The 19,996-nt window shown below is 63.2% G+C and carries 18 protein-coding genes and 1 pseudogene; 9 read left to right on the forward strand and 10 right to left on the reverse strand.

The genetic code is table 11. From position 1 onward, the window contains the following. The first annotated feature begins 63 nt into the window (after positions 1–63). The gene (locus tag GGD40_RS15955; RefSeq protein ID WP_179744203.1) at positions 64–1,848 is read left to right on the forward strand and encodes a PglL family O-oligosaccharyltransferase; all 1,785 of its coding nucleotides are present in this window, start codon (positions 64–66) and stop codon (positions 1,846–1,848) included. Between the two features lie 69 nt (positions 1,849–1,917). On the opposite strand, the pseudogene moaC (GGD40_RS36940) reads toward GGD40_RS15955, so the two are convergent. The 4 genes and pseudogenes from moaC (GGD40_RS36940) to moaC (GGD40_RS15970) form a co-directional block, all read right to left on the reverse strand. Beyond that, positions 1,918–2,010: pseudogene (gene moaC, locus GGD40_RS36940) on the reverse strand (cyclic pyranopterin monophosphate synthase MoaC); the annotation flags it as partial. A gap of 153 nt (positions 2,011–2,163) precedes the next feature. Continuing rightward, positions 2,164–3,498, reverse strand: a complete 1,335-nt coding sequence (locus GGD40_RS15960) for a Fic family protein (protein ID WP_179744204.1) — start codon at positions 3,496–3,498, stop codon at positions 2,164–2,166. Positions 3,499–3,707: 209 nt separating this feature from the next. Next, positions 3,708–4,628 carry a tyrosine-type recombinase/integrase gene (locus GGD40_RS37345; RefSeq protein WP_179744205.1) on the reverse strand — a complete coding sequence of 307 codons (921 nt, stop codon included), beginning with the start codon at positions 4,626–4,628 and terminating at the stop codon, positions 3,708–3,710. Between the two features lie 290 nt (positions 4,629–4,918). Further along, positions 4,919–5,407, reverse strand: a complete 489-nt coding sequence (gene moaC / locus GGD40_RS15970) for a cyclic pyranopterin monophosphate synthase MoaC (protein ID WP_179744206.1) — start codon at positions 5,405–5,407, stop codon at positions 4,919–4,921. A 166-nt stretch (positions 5,408–5,573) separates the two neighbouring features. Here moaC (GGD40_RS15970) and GGD40_RS15975 point away from each other — a divergent pair, with 166 nt between their 5' ends. Continuing rightward, complete coding sequence (locus GGD40_RS15975) at positions 5,574–7,286, forward strand: M48 family metalloprotease (RefSeq protein ID WP_179744207.1); 1,713 nt, start codon at positions 5,574–5,576, stop codon at positions 7,284–7,286. A gap of 21 nt (positions 7,287–7,307) precedes the next feature. Here GGD40_RS15975 and GGD40_RS15980 read toward each other — a convergent pair whose 3' ends face one another. From GGD40_RS15980 to GGD40_RS16005, 6 genes are all read right to left on the reverse strand, one after another. Then, complete coding sequence (locus GGD40_RS15980) at positions 7,308–7,892, reverse strand: DUF2946 family protein (RefSeq protein ID WP_179744208.1); 585 nt, start codon at positions 7,890–7,892, stop codon at positions 7,308–7,310. After that, positions 7,885–8,904, reverse strand: coding sequence for a hydrolase (locus tag GGD40_RS15985; RefSeq protein WP_257030515.1), 1,020 nt, complete (start codon positions 8,902–8,904; stop codon positions 7,885–7,887). The genes GGD40_RS15980 and GGD40_RS15985 overlap by 8 nt, the downstream gene beginning before the upstream one ends. 105 nt (positions 8,905–9,009) lie before the next feature. Next, positions 9,010–9,456: a nuclear transport factor 2 family protein gene (locus GGD40_RS15990; protein ID WP_179744210.1), complete on the reverse strand. Its 447-nt coding sequence runs from the start codon at positions 9,454–9,456 to the stop codon at positions 9,010–9,012. 190 nt (positions 9,457–9,646) lie between these two features. Beyond that, positions 9,647–10,672 carry a lipopolysaccharide heptosyltransferase II gene (waaF, locus tag GGD40_RS15995; RefSeq protein WP_179708491.1) on the reverse strand — a complete coding sequence of 342 codons (1,026 nt, stop codon included), beginning with the start codon at positions 10,670–10,672 and terminating at the stop codon, positions 9,647–9,649. A gap of 287 nt (positions 10,673–10,959) precedes the next feature. Beyond that, positions 10,960–11,154, reverse strand: coding sequence for a zinc-finger domain-containing protein (locus GGD40_RS16000; protein ID WP_064268765.1), 195 nt, complete (start codon positions 11,152–11,154; stop codon positions 10,960–10,962). A gap of 81 nt (positions 11,155–11,235) precedes the next feature. After that, complete coding sequence (locus GGD40_RS16005) at positions 11,236–12,159, reverse strand: branched-chain amino acid transaminase (RefSeq protein ID WP_179744211.1); 924 nt, start codon at positions 12,157–12,159, stop codon at positions 11,236–11,238. A 283-nt stretch (positions 12,160–12,442) separates the two neighbouring features. On the opposite strand from GGD40_RS16005, the gene GGD40_RS16010 reads away from it, so the two are divergent. The 7 genes from GGD40_RS16010 (at position 12,443) to purE (ending at position 19,843) form a co-directional block, all read left to right on the forward strand. After that, positions 12,443–13,189 (forward strand): AzlC family ABC transporter permease, encoded by a 747-nt coding sequence (locus tag GGD40_RS16010; RefSeq protein WP_105509333.1) that lies wholly within the window; start codon positions 12,443–12,445, stop codon positions 13,187–13,189. Further along, complete coding sequence (locus GGD40_RS16015; protein ID WP_105509332.1) at positions 13,186–13,509, forward strand: AzlD domain-containing protein; 324 nt, start codon at positions 13,186–13,188, stop codon at positions 13,507–13,509. The genes GGD40_RS16010 and GGD40_RS16015 overlap by 4 nt, the downstream gene beginning before the upstream one ends. Before the next feature lie 285 nt (positions 13,510–13,794). After that, the gene (locus GGD40_RS16020) at positions 13,795–14,988 is read left to right on the forward strand and encodes a phosphoglycerate kinase (protein ID WP_179744212.1); all 1,194 of its coding nucleotides are present in this window, start codon (positions 13,795–13,797) and stop codon (positions 14,986–14,988) included. Between the two features lie 448 nt (positions 14,989–15,436). After that, on the forward strand, positions 15,437–16,873 hold the full coding sequence (pyk, locus tag GGD40_RS16025) for a pyruvate kinase (RefSeq protein ID WP_176058868.1): 1,437 nt from the start codon (positions 15,437–15,439) through the stop codon (positions 16,871–16,873). Positions 16,874–17,166: 293 nt separating this feature from the next. Then, positions 17,167–18,231 (forward strand): class II fructose-bisphosphate aldolase, encoded by a 1,065-nt coding sequence (gene fba, locus GGD40_RS16030; protein WP_179744213.1) that lies wholly within the window; start codon positions 17,167–17,169, stop codon positions 18,229–18,231. A gap of 163 nt (positions 18,232–18,394) precedes the next feature. Beyond that, positions 18,395–19,285: a phosphoribosylaminoimidazolesuccinocarboxamide synthase gene (locus GGD40_RS16035; protein ID WP_179703163.1), complete on the forward strand. Its 891-nt coding sequence runs from the start codon at positions 18,395–18,397 to the stop codon at positions 19,283–19,285. A 39-nt stretch (positions 19,286–19,324) separates the two neighbouring features. Beyond that, on the forward strand, positions 19,325–19,843 hold the full coding sequence (gene purE, locus GGD40_RS16040) for a 5-(carboxyamino)imidazole ribonucleotide mutase (protein ID WP_029968172.1): 519 nt from the start codon (positions 19,325–19,327) through the stop codon (positions 19,841–19,843). The last annotated feature ends 153 nt before the right edge of the window (positions 19,844–19,996 follow it).

Here is a 19,996-nt window from a genome sequence, read left to right on the forward strand (position 1 = left end):
CGGCGCACAGCAGGAGGATTTTTTTGTATAGTGCGCCGGTTGCTGACGCCCACCGGTTACTCGATGCCCACCCCATTCGCGCGCTACCTTTCACTCATTCTGTTGGCCCTTGCGTTGATGCTGCCTTATGCAGTCGTCAACCATACGTATCCGATTCCGACCTTCTACGCCGAATTCACGGCGCTGGCGTTGCATCTGCTGACCGGTGCGGGCGTCGTGCTGATGGTGGCGAGCGCCAGGCCGCGCGTCACGTTCGCGTCGCCGGTCGTTGCGCTGGTGCCGTTGCTGTTCGGCCTGGTCGTCGTGGCGCAATCGGTGTTGCTGCCGGTCACGCAACCGTCGATGAACTGGCTCGGCGGCGGCTTCCTGCTGGCGGCTTTCATGGCGGTGCACGCCGGCTACGGCTTCGCGCGCGTCAAGCTCGACGAAACCGCGCTGCGCTGGGCAGCGGGCGCGTTGATTCTCGGTGGGTTGTTTGCGGTGTTCTGTCAGGTGATCCAGTTGTTTCACCTCGAGACGCGCGTGTCGCCGTTCGTGGTGGCGTACAACATTACTGTCGAGCGTCGGCCGTTCGGCAATATGGCGCAGGCGAATCACCTCGCCACGTACATTGCCTTCGCAATGGCCGGCGCGCTGTTCCTCGTGCAGACGCGACGCATTGCCGTCAGCATCTGGTTCCTCGTATCGACGATCTTCGCGGTGGGTCTCGCGCTGACCGTGTCGCGCGGACCGTGGCTGCAAATGGGCGTGATCGTGGTCGCGGGTTTCTGGATGGCGTTCGCGCAGACGCGCAGCGAGCCGCTGCTTCGACGCAGCAACCGACAATGGCTCGTGCCGATCGTGCTGGCGCTGTTGTTCGTCGTGGTCAACGCGCTGATCCGCTGGGCCAACGTGCGCTATCACTTGGAGCTGGGTCAGTCCGCGGCAGAGCGCTTCAAAGACGCCGGTCAGATCGCTCCGCGCCTCGCGCTGTGGAAATACGGCTGGACGATGTTCAAGACGCATCCGCTGCTGGGTGTCGGCTGGGGCGAGTTTCCGAGTTACCAGTTCGCGCTGGCGAAGAACCTCGGTGGCGTCGAAATCGCCAATAACTCGCACGACATCTTCGTCGACCTGCTGGCGAAAACCGGTTTGATCGGCTTCGCAATCGTGCTGTTCGGCCTGGTCACCTGGCTGCTGCGTGTGGTGCGCGCGCCGCACAGCGCGGGCCGGGTGTTTGGCATCTCACTGATCGGCGTGCTGGTGATGCACGCGCTGGTCGAATATCCGCAGCAGTACATGTTCTTCCTGCTGCCGGCCATGTTCGTGTTCGGCTTGCTGGAAACCCGCTCGCTGCGGCTCGTGCCCGCGCGCCTGTCGTTCGGCGCGTTTGTCGTGGTGGTGTTCGGTGGGCTGGCCGCGCTGTATCCGGTGTATCGCGACTATGCGCGCGCCGAGGTGCTGTATTACGGCTCGCGTCCTGCCGAGCAGTATCGTGCAGACCCGTCGTTCCTGTTTCAGGCGTGGGGCGAATATGGTCTCGCGACGTTGCTGCCGATGAACTCGATGGATCTGCAGCACAAGCTCGCGATGCATCGTCAGGCGCTGGCGTTGCTGCCGGGTGAAACCGTGCTGCGCCGTTATGCGGTGTTGCAGGCGTTGAGCGGCGATACAGCGGGGGCGTTCGATACGGTTGAGCGCCTGAAGATTTTCGCGCTGGAGTTGAACGACTGGCCGTCGCAGTTGGGCTACCTGTACGAACTGTGCGACGAACAGAAGACGCTGGTGGGCTTCAAGGCGGAACTGATGAAGCGCTATGGTGAGCCGCCGAGCAACGTCAATCAGGACGATGATAGCGACGACGATTGAGTCGTCGCGTTAGCTCATCGAATTTGAAAAAGGTGGAGTGGATGGTGACGAGAGCCGTGCAGATCGTCATCAACCCGCCACCCAATCTCCCGACTTCCCACCGTGCTTTTCGAGCACGCGCACATCGGTGATCGTCATCCCCCGATCCACCGCCTTGCACATGAGGCTGGAAGCTGTAGGTAGTTGATTTGAAAAGAGTTGGTCGCCTGATTCGCCCTGCTTCTGCCAGAGTGAATGGGACGCTAGTGGGCCACCTGAAGCAGCCCAGCGACAGGCTAAATCAGGCGGCAATTCTAAGCAAAGGGCTACCTGACCTTATTCGACTGCCTCGGCTACTAATGCATCGGCGATCATGTTTCCTAACTCCGTCATGCTTTTCATGATGATCTGATCACGCTGACGTACGTGCCACTCGTCGCCATTGCCAATTTTCGTTGTAAGTTCTGCGCCCCCAGGAGCGCCGTCTTCGATGGATACCCACTTGGGGAAGCCGTTGGGGTTTTTGATTGACCAGAACAACGAGGGGCCGCCCTCGTGCCCCAGATGCTGGAACATGCGGGAGCTTCGATGGCCGATGTACGCCAACTTCTCGATGCTCGGTACGCCAGGGACTGAGACTTTAATCACGAATGCCCATGTGCGGGCGACGTTACGACCGGCGCAAAGTTCAACGTAGTCTTCAACATCGAGCGGCGTATCGAATACTTTCACTTGGCATGTGCCACCGACTTGCTCAAGCCTGTTTCGAAGGTGATGTTCAACAATAGCCGCCAGCAAAGTTATGCTGTTTTCCCAAATCTTAAGTTGCGACTCTTGCTTGATCCTGAGCTTTTCAAGTATCGGGTTGTAACCCTGCATTTTCTTCGCAGAGAGCTCAAGGCCGGTCAACGCGCCGTCCAACTTATCCAGCACTAACTCTATGAATGAGCGGATGTCTCCACCGAGATCGGATTCAGCCAATGCCTCAAGGTAGCGATAGCGCTCCTTTTTCTTTATGATGATCGGAGGGTATCCAGCGCGTACCAGTTCGAGGTTTGTCAGTGCTCGTGCGGTCCGACCGTTGCCGTCGATGTACGGGTGAATGTGTGTCATCCACGCATGAAGCACCGCGCTACGTATCGGCGCTGGCAGCGTGGCGTTCTCAGCAGACCACTCTTGCCAAGCTTCCATGCCGCTCATTACTTCTTCCCACGTTTTCGGTGGGGTGTGCGCGGCTCCGCGTATGGCAACGCGCTCCTTGCGCAAGATACCTGCGCCCGGCCTGTCCCCTAGGATTAACGAATGCAATTCGTGCAACTGCGCGAGGTCAGTCGAAGCATCTCGGTCACGCGCCATTTCCGCCAAACGAGCCAACGCTTTGTCTAGATCAATGGCATCTTTTGCGAAGGCCGGATCATGCCCAGTGATCGTGATGCCCTTCATGACAGCCAACTCAGTTTCTCCGACAGATAGCGTATTTCCCTCAAGCGCATTGGATTCCGCCACCTGTTCGAATCGCTTTTCGCCGTAGTAACTCCGGATCGTTTCGGTACTTAGCGTGCCGCTATTGCGCAGCACGGCGACTCTTTCCTCGAGCATTGACAGTCGCTGACTGAGTTGAGCTTCTGCCGACGCGTCCAGCAGGTACGGTGTGCTAGCGAGATTGAACATAGTTGGACCAGTTGTAACTCTTGATGAGCCGGTCATGGGACCGAGCAAACGATGAAATTGTTAGCGATTCTAGCGTGAGCAAGGGCATTCGAAAATTACCTGACTTATTTCGCGCTAACATCCCCAACGGACTGGGACGTAGCGCGCCCTCGAACATGCCCCTGCTATCTCGCGATGCGGTATCCGCCAAATGGAGGATCTGCAACGGACTAAAATTTACCGCAATTTTTCGCACAGAATGCGCAGCAGCGGCGCGCCTGCAATTCCCCCACGCGACCCTCCCGCGATACTGACACAGGCGCGATTCTAGAGGCAGGCATGCGCATCTTGTCAGCCGCCGAGGTCAAGTGATAGAGGAGCATCCACCTGCGAGGGCTAGAACTTGTACCGACGAAAGCGGATGAAGTAGAGAGCGATCCGGCAACCGCTAGCATGCGCGGGCAGACGAGCAAGCAATCTCCTTTCGGTTGTACGGCCCGTTCCCGCAGCAGTTTGAAGCGAAGCATGAGGGCGGCTGCCGACATGGGGATTACACGTCCATCAGCCGAGCGCGGCATACTCGTCAACGTAGCTATGGCGCGGGAAGAGAGCGGCACCGTCCTTGCGCTACCGTTCTTTGTCATAGGTAGAAAGGCAGTGCGCCGTTCAAGATCGACGTTTGCCCACGCGAGTGCGAGCAGTTCTCGACGACGCATTGCGGTCTCAATGGATAGGATGATGGCGGGCTGTAGCCACGGCGACCGACGACCGATAGGGGCGGCTGCCTCCAGAAGTCTGACTTCCTCGTCGGCAGAAAGAACCCGGCAGCGACCGGGTGGTACGGTGGGCTTGCGCGCTAAGTGAACGGGGTTGGACATGTGTACGCCCCATTCGCGTCGTGCGTGATTGATGATCGTGCTCAGTGTCGCCAGGTCTCGTACCACCGTGGCTGGTGCGATTCGGGCAGCGAGTTCGTTGCGCCAGTTCGCAACTATTTCGTGCGTTAGGGCTGCCATGCTGTACTGCGCGATGCGCTGGCGTTGCAGGGCTCGTAACCTGTACTTGTCCTCGGCGTGCCCGCGAAGAGTGGGGGAGACTTCCGCCAGATAGCGTTTCAAGACTTCGTGCAGGGTCGTGGATTCGGCGACCATGCGGGAGATGTAAGCGCCGCGCTCCACCTCTGCTTCGATGTCTCGCGCCCAGCGTTTCAGCGTCCTTCCTGTTGGTGAACGAGCGCGCCGTTTCGGGGTACCCCTTGCGTCTCACGCGAGCTTGCCAAGCCCCGCCGTGCCTACGGATTGATGCCATTGCTTTGACTCCATTGGGACAAGATTGGGTCAAAGCAGGGCACAATGTGATTGTGGAGCGCTGTTTGCGCAGCTACGGGGAGCATCGCCGCCCGCACTTCCAAATCACTTGAGATGAAAACCCCCCGTGTAAATCAACTGGTTGGCTGCCCCGCCACCCAATCTCCCGACTTCCCGCCGTGCTTTTCAAGCACGCGTACATCGGTGATGGTCATCCCCCGGTCCACCGCCTTGCACATGTCGTACACCGTCAGCAGTCCCACCTGCACGGCAGTCAGCGCCTCCATCTCCACCCCCGTCCGCCCAAGCGTTTCCACCTGCACCGTGCAATGCACGCCGGGCAGCGCTTCATCGAGTTCGAAATCCACCTTCACGCGCGTCAGCGCGAGCGGATGACACAGCGGGATCAGATCGGCGGTGCGCTTCGCACCTTGAATCGCGGCAATACGCGCGATGCCGATCACGTCGCCCTTTTTCGCGTTGCCGTCGCGGATCAGCGCAAACGTGTCCGGCAGCATGCGAATCGAGCCGCGCGCCACGGCAATGCGCTTGGTCTCCTGCTTGCCGCCGACGTCCACCATATGCGCCTGGCCGGCAGCGTCGAAATGAGTGAGTTCAGGCATGGTTGGGCTCCTTCAGAGGGCGCCTATCATAGCAGCGGCGCGGCGACCGTTCGAAACACGAACGCCCGGTTCCGGGCGTCGAATGATTACAATTACCCTGTACCTGCCCGCTATCTTATTCCGAGCAGCGGGCGTCGCCTTTCGACTCCGTCCCATCGACCTCGCGATGCGCCCGAAACGGTTTCTCGCTGCGTTGTTATCCGTTGCGCTCACCGCGCCGCCGGGCGCGTTCGCGCAATCGCACGGCAATTCGAGTCTGTTGTCGCTCAACACGCAGTCGGCTGAACCGCCGTTGGTCAGCGGCCCAACCGACCTCTACGCCGATCCGATCGTGCCGCCCGACATCGCGCAGGGCATATTCGGCGTGTACGGCGGCGCGCAGAGCCGCTTTTCCGGCCAGTCCGGCGCCAACACCAGTTGGCGCGCGCCGCTCGTCACCCAGCAGTTGCCCGATCTCGGCAACGGCGGTGCCGGTTCTCTAACGCCGCAAGCCGAGCGCAAACTCGGCGAGCGTGTGATGCGCGAATTGCGCCGCGACCCCGACTATCTCGACGACTGGCTCGTGCGCGACTACCTGAACTCGGTCGCCGCAAAACTCGCCGCCGCGGCCAACGCGCTCTACATCGGCGGTTATCGCCCCGACTTCGATCTGTTCGCGGTGCGTGACGCGCAGATCAACGCGTTCTCGCTGCCGGGCGGTTTCATCGGCGTGAACACCGGGCTGATCGTGACGACGCAAACCGAGTCGGAACTCGCGTCCGTGCTCGGTCACGAAATGGGCCACGTCCTGCAGCGCCACATTTCGCGGATGATCACGACCGGTGAGCGCAGCGGCTATGCCGCGCTCGCCGCCGTGTTGTTCGGCGTGCTGGCGGGCGTGCTCGCGCACAGCGGCGACCTCGGCAGCGCGATTGCGATCGGCGGTCAGGCCTATGCGGTCGACAACCAGTTGCGCTTCTCGCGCTCGGCCGAACACGAAGCGGACCGCGTTGGCTTTCTGCTGCTGGCCGGCGCCGGCTACGATCCGTACGCGATGACGACGTTCTTCGGCCGTCTCGATCGTGCGTCGATGAGCGACGCGGGCGTCCCGGCGTACGCGCGCACGCATCCGCTGACGGGCGAACGGATCGCCGACATGGAAGACCGGGCGCGCCGCGCGCCTTACCGGCAACCGCATCAGGCGTCCGAATACGGCTTTGTGCGGGCGCGTTCGCGTCTGTTGCAGGAGCGTTCGAGCAGTGAGTACACGGATGAGATTTCGCGCTTGCGTTCCGAAATCGAGGACCGGACCGCGGTCAACGTGGCGGCGAACTGGTACGGCATCGCGTATGGGCAAATGCTGCTGGAGCGTTACGACGAGGCGGCGGCGTCGCTTGCGCAGTGCCGCGCGGCGTTCATCACGGGTGAGCAGACCGAGGGCGAACCGGCGCGCAGTTCACCGAGCCTCGATGTGCTGGCCGCCGACATCGCGCGGCGTGTCGGTCGCGACGACGAAGCCGTCCGTCTCGCCGAGTTCGCGCAGCAGCGTTGGCCGCAGTCGAATGCCGCGATCGACATGCATATCCGCACCTTGCTGACGTTGCGGCGTTTTGCCGAGGCGCAGGCGCTGGCGCAGAGGGAAACGGTCGCGCATCCGGATCAGCCGGCATGGTGGCTGTATCTCGCCCAGGCGAGCGCCGGCAGTGGCGATGCGTTGACGCAGCATCGGGCGATGGCGGAGAAGTTCGCGCTCGAAGGCGCATGGCCCTCGGCGATCCGGCAACTGAAAGACGCGCGGGACATGAAGACGATCGGCTACTACGATCTGGCGACCGTCGACGCGCGACTGCACGAGATGGAAAGCCGCTACAAGGAGGAGCGGCTGGACGAGAAGAGCTAGACGCTCCAAGAAGTCAGAAGCCTAGACCGCTTTTGCCGCCGGACTGGCCACGAACCCGAACCGCGCGGCCACTTCGGCGCGGCGCACCGCTTGCAGCGGCAACACCACACCGTCATTCCAGCGGAATTCACCGCTCATTGCGTCGTCGGCGAGTACGGCGTGATCGGAGAATACGTCCAGATCGTGATCGTGCAGGACCGCGACTTTGGGCGGCGTCGAGTGATCGGCAAACAGAATGCCGCCTTCTTCGTCGATCAACACGGCGGCGGGATCGAAGCTGTCGCCGGCCTGGTCCTTGAGCGCGAGCGCGTCATGCTCGGCATCGGTATTGGCCGCGAACCGCACCACCCACGGCGTATAACCCAGCTCCACATAAACCCGCTGCGGACCGTTCTGGAAAAACCACTGCCCGTGCTCGTCGGCCGCGTAGTTGCGGTTGATGAAACCGAGCAGCGCGTCATGCCGGATCGGCGTGCCGGGCGAGCCGCTCGCCTGAGCGGCCTCGTCGCGCATGCGCCAGTTGCCGCGCCGGTCGAGCATCAGCCAGCCGGTGCAACTCGGCACATTCGGCCATTTGGCCAGAGCCTGTTTGACGATCTCATCCATGGTCGACGTGCCGCTCCAGGTAGCCGAACACGCGCCGCGCCAGCCAGTCGATGCGGCCCGGGAACGGTCCGGTCATGAAGCCGGCGTGGCCGCCGTGCTTCGGTTGTTCAAGCTCCACCGCCGCCGACACCTCGTGCCGCGACGGCAACGCCTCCGCCGGCAGGAACGGGTCGTTGCGCGCGTTCAGCACCAGCGTCGGCACCTGAATATGCGGCAGCAGCGGACGGGTGGTCGCCTGGCTCCAGTAGTCTTCGGTATTGCGAAATCCGTGCAGCGGCGCAGTGACGACGTTGTCGAACTCGTACATGTTGCGGCTCGCGAGCATCGTGTCGCGATCGAACAGGCCTGGATACTGGACCAGCTTCTGCGTGGCCTTCTGCTTGAGCGTCTTCAGAAAGCTGCGCGCGTAGACGAGGCCGAAGCCCTGCGACAACGCGCGACCGCCGGCATGGACATCGATCGGCGTCGAAATCGCCGCGGCCGCGCTGATGAGGGCGGCGGCCTCTTCGCGCCGCTCGCCGAGCCAGCGGAGCAGCACATTGCCGCCGAGCGACACGCCCGCCACCACGATCGGCCCGTTGTGCGCGGCGCGCAGACGCCGCAGCACCCAATCGACTTCGTCGCTGTCGGCGAGGTGATAGAAGCGCGGCAAGCGATTCAATTCGCCGCCGCAACTGCGAAAGTGCGGCACCACGCCGTGCCAGCCGGCTTCGCGCGAGGCGGCCATCAGCGACATTGCGTAGTGCGAGGCGGAACTGCCTTCGAGGCCGTGGAATAGTACGAGGAGCGGGGCGTCGGCGGCGGGCGCCGTCGGCGTGTCATGCACCACCCAATCGAGGTCGATGAAATCGCCGTCAGGCGTATCCCACCGCTCGCGACGCAACGCCACCGTGGGGCGGCGCGCGAACAGTGATGGCACGATGGTCTGCGCATGCCGGTTCGGCAGCCAGAGCGGTGCGCGGTACAACGACTCGACGGCTGCGGCCACGACACGCGCCGCGCCGGACGACATGGGCGCTGAATTGGTCAGAGTTTCCGCCGGCTCAGGATCGGGAGAATGCTTGCGGGGCGTGCTCATACCGGCTTCGAAGACAAAAGAACCAAGCCGAGCCGCACCTCAGTGCAGCGACCCCTGGCCGTGCCGCATCTTGGTGGCGAACTGGCTGGCGGCCTCGTTCGGCATGGGGCTCGCGTGAATGTGCGCGATGCGCCATTCGCCGCGTTCGTGAACCATCACGTAGGTCGTGAAAACCATGGCGGGCGTGGCCTTCGGGTCGGCCGGGCGGTGCGCTTCGGCGATTGCGTAGACGACCGTGCCGAGGCTGTCGTAGACGCGAATGTCGAGCGGTTCGATCGTGACGCGTGCGGTTTCGAGCTGGATCTGCAAGCCGGCGCGAATGCTGTCGAGGCCATGCAAATGGGAGCCGTCGGCGCAGATGCAACTGACGAACTCCTCATCGATCCACAGGCCCATCAAGCTGTCGATATTGACCTCGGAAATGGCCTGATAGTAGGCGTTGAGGGTATCGGCGGCGGCTTCGAAGATATGGGCAAAACGTGGCATGGCTCGTCAGTCTCTTGTGCGCGGCGCGCGGTTGCGGGGCAGCGGTCAGCGGGACGGTCCGGGACACCGGACCATCGCACCCGAGCGCCAGATTGCCCGCGCTGCAAGGCGCGAACATGACGCGACGCGCTCAGGGGCGTGCGGTGTTGCGTGCAAGTGTCAATCGGTCTCCGATGGATCTTCGATCGGCTCAGCGCTGCGTGAGCAGCATGCCGCGCAAATCGCTGAAGACCTGCTCGGCGCTCAACTGCTTCAGGCAGTTCAGGTGACCGAGCGGACACTCGCGCTCAAAACAGGGGCTGCATTCGAGATGAAGCCATTGTACCTTCGCGAGCTCGGACAAGGGCGGCGTATGGCGCGGATCGGTCGAACCGTACACGGCCACCAGCGGCCGGCGCAGCGCGGCGGTCACGTGCATCAGGCCGGAATCGTTCGTGACGACCGCGTTGGCCCGCGAGATCAGCGCGCAAGCCTCGCCCAGCGCGGTCTGGCCGCACAGGTTGCGCACGTTCGGCGCGCGTTCGGCGATGGCCTGCGCCAGCGGCGCGTCTTTCGGCGAACCGAGCGCGACGATCTGCGTGTACGGGAACGACTGGCCGACCATTTGCGCGAGCGCGGCGAAATGCTCGGGCGGCCAGCGTTTGGCGGGACCGTACTCGGCGCCCGGACAGAACACCAGCAGCGGCACCCGCGTATCCAGATTGAAGCGTGCCGATACCCGAGACGCTTCGTTCAGATCGGCGTCGAGGCGCGGCATCGGCAGGTCGTCGGGGACCTTGGCGCCGGGCGCGTAGGCGAGCGCGGCGTACTGGCCGACCATCGGCGGACGCTCGTCTTTACGCGGATTCGCGTGACGTACGTTGAGCAGGCCGTAACGGCTCTCGCCGGTGTAGCCGATGCGCAGCGGCACGCCCGCCAGCCACGGAATCAGCGCGGATTTGAGCGAATTCGGCAGCACGTAGGCCGCGTCGTAGCCGACATCGCGCAGATCGCTCGCCAGTTGCCAGCGGCGCAGCATTTGCAGCTTGCCGTGCGCGAGGTCGGTGGCGTAGACGTCGCGGATTTCCGGCATGCGTTCGAGCACGGGCGCAACCCACGAGGGCGCGACCGCATCGATCACGATGCGCGGATGCAATTTCACGAGGCGCGCAAACAGCGGCTGCGCCATCAATGCGTCACCGATCCAGTTCGGTGCGATAACCAACGCGCGACGCATCAGAGTGAGGTTCCGGTGTCGAAACGAAGCGCCGCGCGCGGGGTGCGCGTGGCGTTCGGGTGTGTCAAAGGGGAAGGGCCGCTAGCCGCATGGCGCGCTGCCGGTGTGGCCCGACGCGCCGCGGTGGCGGCCGTGCTGCGGGGTACCTGCCTGCATGCTGGTGTCATTGCGGCCTGCCGGCGCGCAATGAATGGGCAGGCAACACCGGCAAACATCGCCGACGAACAGCGTCGGCAAATAGCATCGGCAGACAGTGCCGCAATCGATCAGTGCTCAGCGGGACGGGTTCAATGACCCTTGACCACTTCGCCGTCACGCAGCTTGTAACGCGTGCTGCAATACGGGCAACGCGCTTCGCCGTGCGTGACGTCGATAAAGACGCGCGGATGCGCGCTCCAGCGCGGCATGGCCGGGTTCGGACAGTACGCCGGCAGGTCTTTCGCCGACAGTTCGACCAGCGGCATTTCCTTGATTTCGCTCATGGGACGTTCTCGTTGTATGCAGGGTTCGTGCGTTGCGCCTCAACTCGCCAGCGAGAGCCGGCGGACTTGGCGCAGCGCGCGTTAAATCTTGGTGAGCCAGTGCGCGTACTTGTCGCTCTTGCCGTTCACGATATCGAAGAAGCCCGATTGCAGCTTCTCCGTGATCGGGCCGCGCGTGCCCGAGCCGATCGTACGGTTGTCGAGTTCGCGGATCGGCGTGACTTCGGCGGCGGTGCCGGTGAAGAACGCTTCGTCGCAAGTGTAGACCTCGTCGCGCGTAATGCGCTTTTCGATCACCTCGATGCCCGCGTCGCGCGCCAGCGTGATGACGGTGTCGCGCGTGATGCCGTCGAGGCACGACGCCAGATCCGGCGTGTACAGCTTGCCGTTGTTGACGAGGAAGAAGTTCTCGCCCGAGCCTTCCGACACGTAGCCGTCCACGTCGAGCAGCAGCGCTTCGTCGTAGCCGTCGGTGATGGCTTCCTGGTTGGCGAGGATCGAGTTCACGTACCAGCCCGACGCCTTCGCGCGGACCATGGACACGTTCACGTGATGGCGCGTGAACGACGACGTCTTGACGCGAATGCCCTTGGCAATGCCGTCTTCGCCGAGGTAAGCGCCCCACGGCCACGCCGCGATCGCCACGTGGATCGTGTTGCCCTTGGCCGACACGCCGAGCTTTTCCGAACCGACCCAGATGATCGGGCGCAGATAGCAGGATTCGAGCTTGTTTTCGCGGACCACTTCGCATTGCGCGGCGGCGAGCGTTTCGTGGTCGAACGGCACGTCCATCTGGAAGATCTTGGCCGAGTTCAACAGACGCTTGGTGTGTTCCTGCAGGCGGAAAATCGCCGTGCCGCCGTCCGCCGTCTTGTAGGCGCGGACGCCTTCAAAAACGCCCATGCCGTAATGCAGCGTGTGGGTAAGCACGTGGATCTTGGCGTCGCGCCAATCGATGAGCTTGCCATCCATCCAGATCTTGCCGTCGCGGTCGGCCATTGACATACGATTCTCCAGCGGGTGCGTTGTGAGTCCCCAAACCCGCCGCCTGGCGGCAGGCCCACGAGGGCGCAAGACAACCGGCGGTCGGCCCGGCGGTTTGTCGTGGGGTGGGGCGAAGAGCGTCATTTTAGCGTCTTTTGCACACGAAACGGGCATTCGGGCGCAGGTCGGACGCTATAATCCAGCGCACGCATAATTCATCTCCGGATGCGCCAGCGGGTGCTTGACGACCTGGCGCCGACTTCCCACCGCAGCGGCGTTCTTTGGCGCCCTCGTATCGCCTCTCATGCTCGCTCGTCTGTCTGATACCGATCGCCGTGCCTTCCGTGAGGGCGCGCGCGATTATTCGCCGACGCTGATGGCGATTTTCTCGTGGGGTCTCGTCACCGGCATTGCCATGAGCAAATCGGTGCTCACGCTGCCGCAGGCGCTCACCATGTCGCTGCTGTGCTACGCCGGTTCGTCGCAACTGGCGGTGCTGCCGCTGCTCGCCGCCAAACTGCCGATCTGGACCGTGCTGCTCACCGCGGCCATGGTCAACACGCGTTTCGTGATCTTCAGCGTCGGCCTCGCGCCGCACTTCTCCTATCTGCCAATGTGGCGCCGCATCGTGCTCGGCTACTTCAACGGCGACGTGATCTATCTGCTGTTCCAGAAGAAGAGCTTCCCAGCCGGCTACCTGCCGGGCAAGGAGGCGTACTACTGGGGCATGGCGCTGTGCAGCTGGTTGTCGTGGCAGGTCTCGTCGATCGCGGGGATTCTGCTGGCGAGCCTGATTCCGGACAACTGGGGGCTCGCGCTGGCGGGCACACTCGCGTTGCTGCCGATCATGGTGTCGGCGATCGCGAGCCGCTCCACGCTGGTGGCGGTCAGCATTGCCGGCGTGGTGTCGCTGCTCGCATTCGACCTTCCTTACCGGCTCGCGTTGCCGCTGGCGGTGATCGCGGCAATCGTGGCCGGCAGCGCCGCCGACCTGATGGTCGAGCGCGCCGACTTGCGCCGCATCCGCAGCAGCGCCGGAGATTCCCGATGACCTCCACCCAGATCTGGCTCGCCATCTTCGGCATGACCTTCGTCACCGCGGTGACACGCGCCATGTTTCTAATCGGCGGCGAGCGCACGGTGTTGCCGCCGCGCGTGCAGAAGATGCTGCGCTACGCGCCGGCCGCGGCGCTCGCGGCGGTGGTGTTGCCCGACGTGCTGGCGACGCCCGACGGTCTGTCGTTCGCGCCCTCCAACCACGAGTTCTACGCGACGCTGGCGGGTCTCGGCTGGTTTTTATGGCGGCGCAGCATGCTCGGCACGATTGTCGTCGGCATGCTTGTGTTCACGTTGTTACGCCTCGTGCTGTAGCGGGCGGCCAGAAAAATGCTGCATTGCCGCATTCAACGGGCATTCAGCGCGCATTCTCCAAATACGGGACATTCGCCCGCTTGCGGGTCAGGAGGCAGTGTGGATCAGTTAAAATGCTTGTTTCCGGGATAAGCGCGCGGGTGCACGGCGCGCGAGCCGCGGCTTTGCCGCCGGCGCCCGATTCCGTGGAGCCGCAGCCGTGCCTTAGCGCTGGAGTTCGCCGCGCTGGGAAACGATAGCGCGCCGTCCGCCACCGCCTTCTTCTCAACTCGCACACAAACGCCCATGAACAAGGTATTGCGTCTCTCTGATCTGAACGCCGAAGGCAAGCTTTCCGGCAAACGCGTGTTCATCCGCGCCGATCTGAACGTGCCGCAGGACGATCAAGGCAACATCACCGAAGACACGCGCATCCGCGCCTCCGTGCCGGCCATCAAGGCCGCGCTCGACGCCGGCGCCGCCGTGATGGTCACGTCGCACCTGGGCCGCCCGACCGAGGGCGCTTTCAAGCCGGAAGACTCGCTCGCGCCGGTCGCCAAGCGTCTGGCCGACCTGCTCGGCCGCGATGTGCCGCTGGTCGCCAACTGGGTCGAAAACGGCGTGAACGTCGCGCCGGGCTCGGTCGTGCTGCTGGAAAACTGCCGCGTCAACAAGGGCGAAAAGAAAGATTCCGACGAGCTCGCGCAGAAAATGGCGAAGCTCTGCGACATCTACGTGAACGACGCGTTCGGCACCGCGCACCGCGCGGAAGCGACCACCCACGGTATCGCCAAATACGCGCCCATCGCGTGCGCCGGCCCGCTGCTGGCAGCTGAGCTCGAAGCGCTCGGCAAGGCGCTCGGCGCGCCGAAGCGTCCGTTGGTGGCGATCGTCGCCGGTTCGAAGGTGTCGACCAAGCTGACCATTCTGAAATCGCTCGCCGACAAGGTCGATCAACTGATCGTCGGCGGCGGTATCGCCAATACGTTCATGCTGGCCGCCGGCTTGAAGATCGGCAAGTCGCTCGCCGAACCCGATCTGCTGGACGAAGCCAAAGTCATTATCGAAGCCGCCAAGGCCCGCGGCGCCTCGGTGCCGATCCCGATGGACGTGGTCACGGCCAAAGAGTTTTCGCCGACCGCCAAGGCCGAAGTGAAAGCCGTCGCCGACGTGCAAGACGACGACCTGATCCTCGACATTGGACCGGAAACCGCCAAGGTGCTCGCCTTGCAACTGGAAAAAGCCGACACGATCGTGTGGAACGGCCCGGTCGGCGTGTTCGAATTCGATCAGTTCGGCAACGGCACGAAAACGCTGGCGGACGCTATCGCCAAGTCGTCGGCGTTCTCGATCGCAGGCGGCGGCGACACGCTCGCGGCGATCGCCAAGTACGGCATCCAGGACAAGATCAGCTATATCTCGACCGGCGGCGGCGCCTTCCTCGAGTTCCTCGAGGGCAAGAAACTGCCCGCTGTCGAAGTTCTGGAATCGCGGGCTTAACGTGACGGCGCGCTCCCCCATGACAAAGTCTGCAAAAACGCGTGGCGCCAAGGCGCCGCGCAACACCGAAGCAGCACAGGCAGGGGAGCGTGCAGCGCGCTCCGCGGCCACCCAGGCTGCGGCGGACCCGACCGCGGTGAACACCGCGGAAACGCCGCAACCCGAAGAATCCGGCTCGCCCCTCGCGCACGCGGAGTTGACCACTACCGGCGAAGCAGCGGACTTGTCCACCGGACAAGCCGCGCAATCGCAGGCAGAACTCCTGGACGACGAGGTCGCGCTCGCCGAACCGCCAGCACGCCCCGTGCTGGTGTCGAACACCGCTTCACCCCATAAAGCGACGCTGGTTTCAACCGGCGCGCAGCCCCCGGCAGCATCTTTCGGTGCGCAGCCTCCGCATCCGACTCGCAGCGCTATTCCCAGCGATCTCACCCAGACGAGGAGACTCATGCATCGCGCCACCAAGATTGTCGCCACCATCGGACCGGCTTCCAACACGCCGGAAATCCTGCTGCAAATGATTCAGGCAGGACTGGACGTGGTGCGGCTCAATTTCTCGCACGGCACCGCCGACGACCACCGCCAGCGCGCCGAATTCGTGCGCGAGGCGGCCCGCCAGGCCGGCCGTGAAGTCGCCATCATGGCTGACCTGCAAGGCCCGAAGATTCGGGTCGGTAAGTTTGAAAACGGCAAGATCATGCTGGTCGCCGGCGAGCCGTTTATCCTCGACGCCGAATGCGAACTCGGCAACGAGCAGCGCGCCGGTCTCGACTACAAAGACCTGCCGCGCGACCTGAAACCGGGCGACGTGCTGTTGCTCAACGACGGCCTGATCGTGCTGGACGTCGCGCGTGTGATCGGCAGCGAGATCCATACGATCGTCAAGATCGGCGGCGAGCTGTCGAACAACAAGGGCATCAACCGCCAGGGCGGCGGCCTGTCGGCGCCCGCGCTGACCGCGAAAGACATGGAAGACATCCGCACGGCCATGTCGCTCGGCGTCGACTATGTCGCGGTCTCGTTCCCGAAGAACGCCACCGACATGGAAATGGCTCGCCAACTGGCGAACATCGCCGGTGCGCCGTACGGCATCAAGCCGAAGATGATCGCCAAGATCGAGCGCGCGGAAGCGATTCCGGCGCTGCAAGGCATTCTCGACGCGTCGGACGGCATCATGGTCGCGCGTGGCGATCTGGCCGTGGAAGTGGGCAATGCCGCAGTCCCGGCGCTGCAAAAGCGCATGATCCGGATGGCGCGTGAATCGAACAAGTTCGTGATCACCGCGACCCAGATGATGGAGTCGATGATCTACGCACCGGTGCCGACCCGCGCTGAAGTGTCGGACGTCGCCAACGCGGTGCTGGACGGCACCGACGCGGTGATGCTGTCGGCGGAATCCGCGGCCGGCAAGTACCCGGTGCAGACCATCGAAACGATGGCGGCGATCTGTGTCGAAGCCGAGAAGTCGGAGCAGTCGGAACTGGACAAGGATTTCCTCGACCGCACGTTCACCCGCATCGACCAGTCGATCGCGATGGGCGCGCTCTTCACCGCCTACCACCTGGGCGCGAAGGCGATCGTGGCGCTGACCGAATCCGGTTCCACCGCGCTGTGGATGTCGCGTCACTGGACCCACGTGCCGATCTTCGCGCTCACGCCGCGGGTCGGCAGCGAACGCGCCATGGCGCTGTACCGCAACGTGACCTCGCTGCATCTGGACACCAACACCGACCGCGACACCGCGTTGCAACAGGCGCTGGAAACCGTGGTGAGCAAGGGTTACGCGTCGCGTGGCGACATGGTGGTGCTGACCGTCGGCGAGCCGATGGGTCAGGCCGGCGGCACGAATACGTTGAAAATCGTGCGAGTCGGCGAGCCGTATTGATTTGATTTGGCAGCCACTGTCCGGCATGGGACGAGAGCCGGCGCCGTAGGCGCTCACTCTCGTCGACAGCAGGCAGACTGCCCGATCGGCACGGAGAGGATTTAAGCGAAGCAGCTGCATGCCCCGCGAGAGGCGGCGCACTCGCTCCAATCGCGCATGGCGGCGTCCAGGAACGCCCGGCGCTTTAGGGCAGGTGTGGACAGGTGTACAGCGGGTATGCGGTTTGCTTCGCGATAAAATCGCCCAAAAGATGCCGACGGCACAAGAATTCGTTTCAATCTAAGGAGTTAAGCATGCCTCTCGTATCAATGCGTCAACTGCTCGACCATGCCGCCGAAAACGGCTATGGCTTGCCGGCATTCAACGTGAACAATCTGGAGCAGGTGCAGGCGATCATGATGGCGGCCGACAAGGTCAACGCGCCGGTCATCATGCAGGCTTCCGCCGGTGCGCGTAAGTACGCGGGCGAGCCGTTTCTGCGCCATCTGATCGAAGCCGCGGTCGAGTCGTATCCGCACATTCCGGTCGTGATGCACCAGGACCACGGCCAGTCGCCGGCGGTCTGCATGGCCGCGATCCGCAGCGGTTTCACCAGCGTGATGATGGACGGCTCGCTCGAAGCCGACGGCAAGACCGTCGCCTCGTACGAGTACAACGTCGAAGTGTCGCGCCGCGTAGTAGACGCCGCGCACTCGATCGGTATCACGGTGGAAGCGGAACTGGGCGTGCTCGGTTCGCTGGAAACCATGAAGGGCGACAAGGAAGACGGTCACGGCGCTGACGGCCTGATGACTCGCGAGCAACTGCTGACCGATCCGGAGCAGGCCGCCGACTTCGTCAAGCTGACGCAATGCGACGCTTTGGCGATCGCGATCGGTACGTCGCACGGCGCGTACAAGTTCAGCAAGAAGCCCACGGGCGACATTCTGTCGATCCAGCGCATCAAGGAAATCCACCAGCGCATTCCGAACACCCATCTGGTGATGCACGGTTCGTCGTCGGTGCCGCAGGAACTGCTCGCGGAAATCCGCGAATTCGGCGGCGACATGAAGGAAACCTACGGCGTGCCGGTCGAAGAAATTCAGGAAGGCATCAAGAACGGCGTGCGCAAGATCAACATCGACACCGATCTGCGTCTGGCGATCACCGGCGCGATCCGCCGCTACATGGCGACCAACCCGGGCAAGTTCGATCCGCGCGATTACCTGAAGCCGGCGCGCGACGCCGCCATGAAGGTCTGTATCGAGCGTTACACGCAATTCGGCTGCGAAGGCCAGGCGGGCAAGATCAAGCCGGTTTCGCTTGATAAAATCGCGGAGAAGTACAAATCGGGCGAGTTCGCGCAAGTCGTGCGCTAAGCCCGTTAAGTCCGCTAAGCTGATATCTGGCCCGACGCCCAGGCTTTATGCCTGGCCATCCGGCCAGGTTGTGGTTAGACCGCCGTTCCCGCATCATCCGGGGAACGGCCTTTCCCTTTTGTTCCGGTCACACTTTTTGCCCCACTTTTAGCGAACCACGACGATGTCTACCCTCTACGAATCCACGCTCCGCTCGCTGCCGTTGCTCGGCCGCGGTAAAGTCCGCGACAACTATGCGGTGGGCAACGACCAGTTGCTGATCGTCACGACCGACCGTCTGTCGGCGTTTGACGTCATCATGGGCGAGCCGATTCCGAATAAGGGACGCGTGCTCAACGAAATGGCGAACTTCTGGTTCGACAAACTCGCGCATGTAGTGCCGAATCACCTGACGGGCGTGGCGCCCGAATCCGTGGTGGCGGCTGACGAAGTCGAGCAGGTGAAGGGCCGTGCCGTGGTGGTGAAGCGCCTCGAGCCGATCCTCGTCGAAGCCGTGGTGCGCGGCTATCTGGCCGGCAGCGGCTGGAAAGACTACCAGGCCACCGGTTCGGTATGCGGCGTGGAACTGCCGGCGGGTCTGCAAAACGCGCAGAAGCTGCCCGAGCCGATCTTCACGCCGGCCGCCAAGGCCGAAATGGGTCATCACGACGAAAACATCACGTACAACGAGATGGAGCGTCGCATCGGCACCGAACTGTCGGCCACGATCCGCGACATCTCGATCAAGCTGTACAAGGAAGCGGCGGATTACGCGGCGACCCGCGGCATCATCATCGCGGACACCAAGTTCGAGTTCGGTCTGGACAACCATGGCAAGCTGTATCTGATGGACGAAGCGTTGACCGCGGATTCGTCGCGCTTCTGGCCGGCGGATCAGTATCAGGTCGGCACGAACCCGCCGTCGTTCGACAAGCAGTTCGTGCGCGACTGGCTCGAAACGCAAACGTGGAAGAAAGAACCGCCGGCGCCGAAGCTGCCGGACGAAGTGGTCACGAAGACGGGCGAAAAGTATCAGGAAGCGCTCGAACGCCTGACTGGCCAGAAGCTCGCCTGATTACGGTTTGCACGGATCGAGACACAAGGAAGCCGTAACATGAGTGAAGCTCAAACCGCCCATACGCATGGCGCGCCGGTTGTCGGCGTGCTGATGGGCTCCAGTTCCGACTGGGAAGTGATGAAAAACGCCGTGGCGATTCTGCAGGAATTCGGCGTGCCGTACGAAGCGAAGGTGGTGTCCGCGCACCGCATGCCCGACGAAATGTTCGCCTATGCTGAAAGCGCGCGCGAGCGCGGGATCCGCGCGATCATCGCGGGCGCGGGCGGCGCGGCGCATCTGCCGGGCATGCTGGCGGCCAAGACCACGGTGCCGGTGCTCGGCGTGCCGGTGGCGAGCAAGTACCTGAAGGGCGTCGATTCGCTGCATTCGATCGTGCAGATGCCCAAGGGCGTGCCGGTCGCCACGTTCGCAATCGGCGAAGCGGGCGCGGCGAATGCGGCGCTGTTCGCGGTGTCGATTCTGAGCGGCACGAGCGCCGAGTACGCAGAGAAACTGGCGGCGTTCCGCGTACGCCAGAATGAAGCGGCTCATGCGATGGTATTGCCGGCGCTGTAAGCGCCGAGATTGACCTTATAAAGACGTCCCCTGTCGACCAGAGTTAGCGCTTTGGCGCTTGCTCCGGTCCATACACTTGTTGCGGTCGACCGGCGTTAGCGCTAAGCACTGACTTTGGTCTCATGCAAGAAAGTTATTGTCCGAACCCCGGCC

This window comes from Paraburkholderia bryophila (assembly GCF_013409255.1).
In the GTDB taxonomy this organism is placed as follows: Bacteria; Pseudomonadota; Gammaproteobacteria; order Burkholderiales; family Burkholderiaceae; genus Paraburkholderia.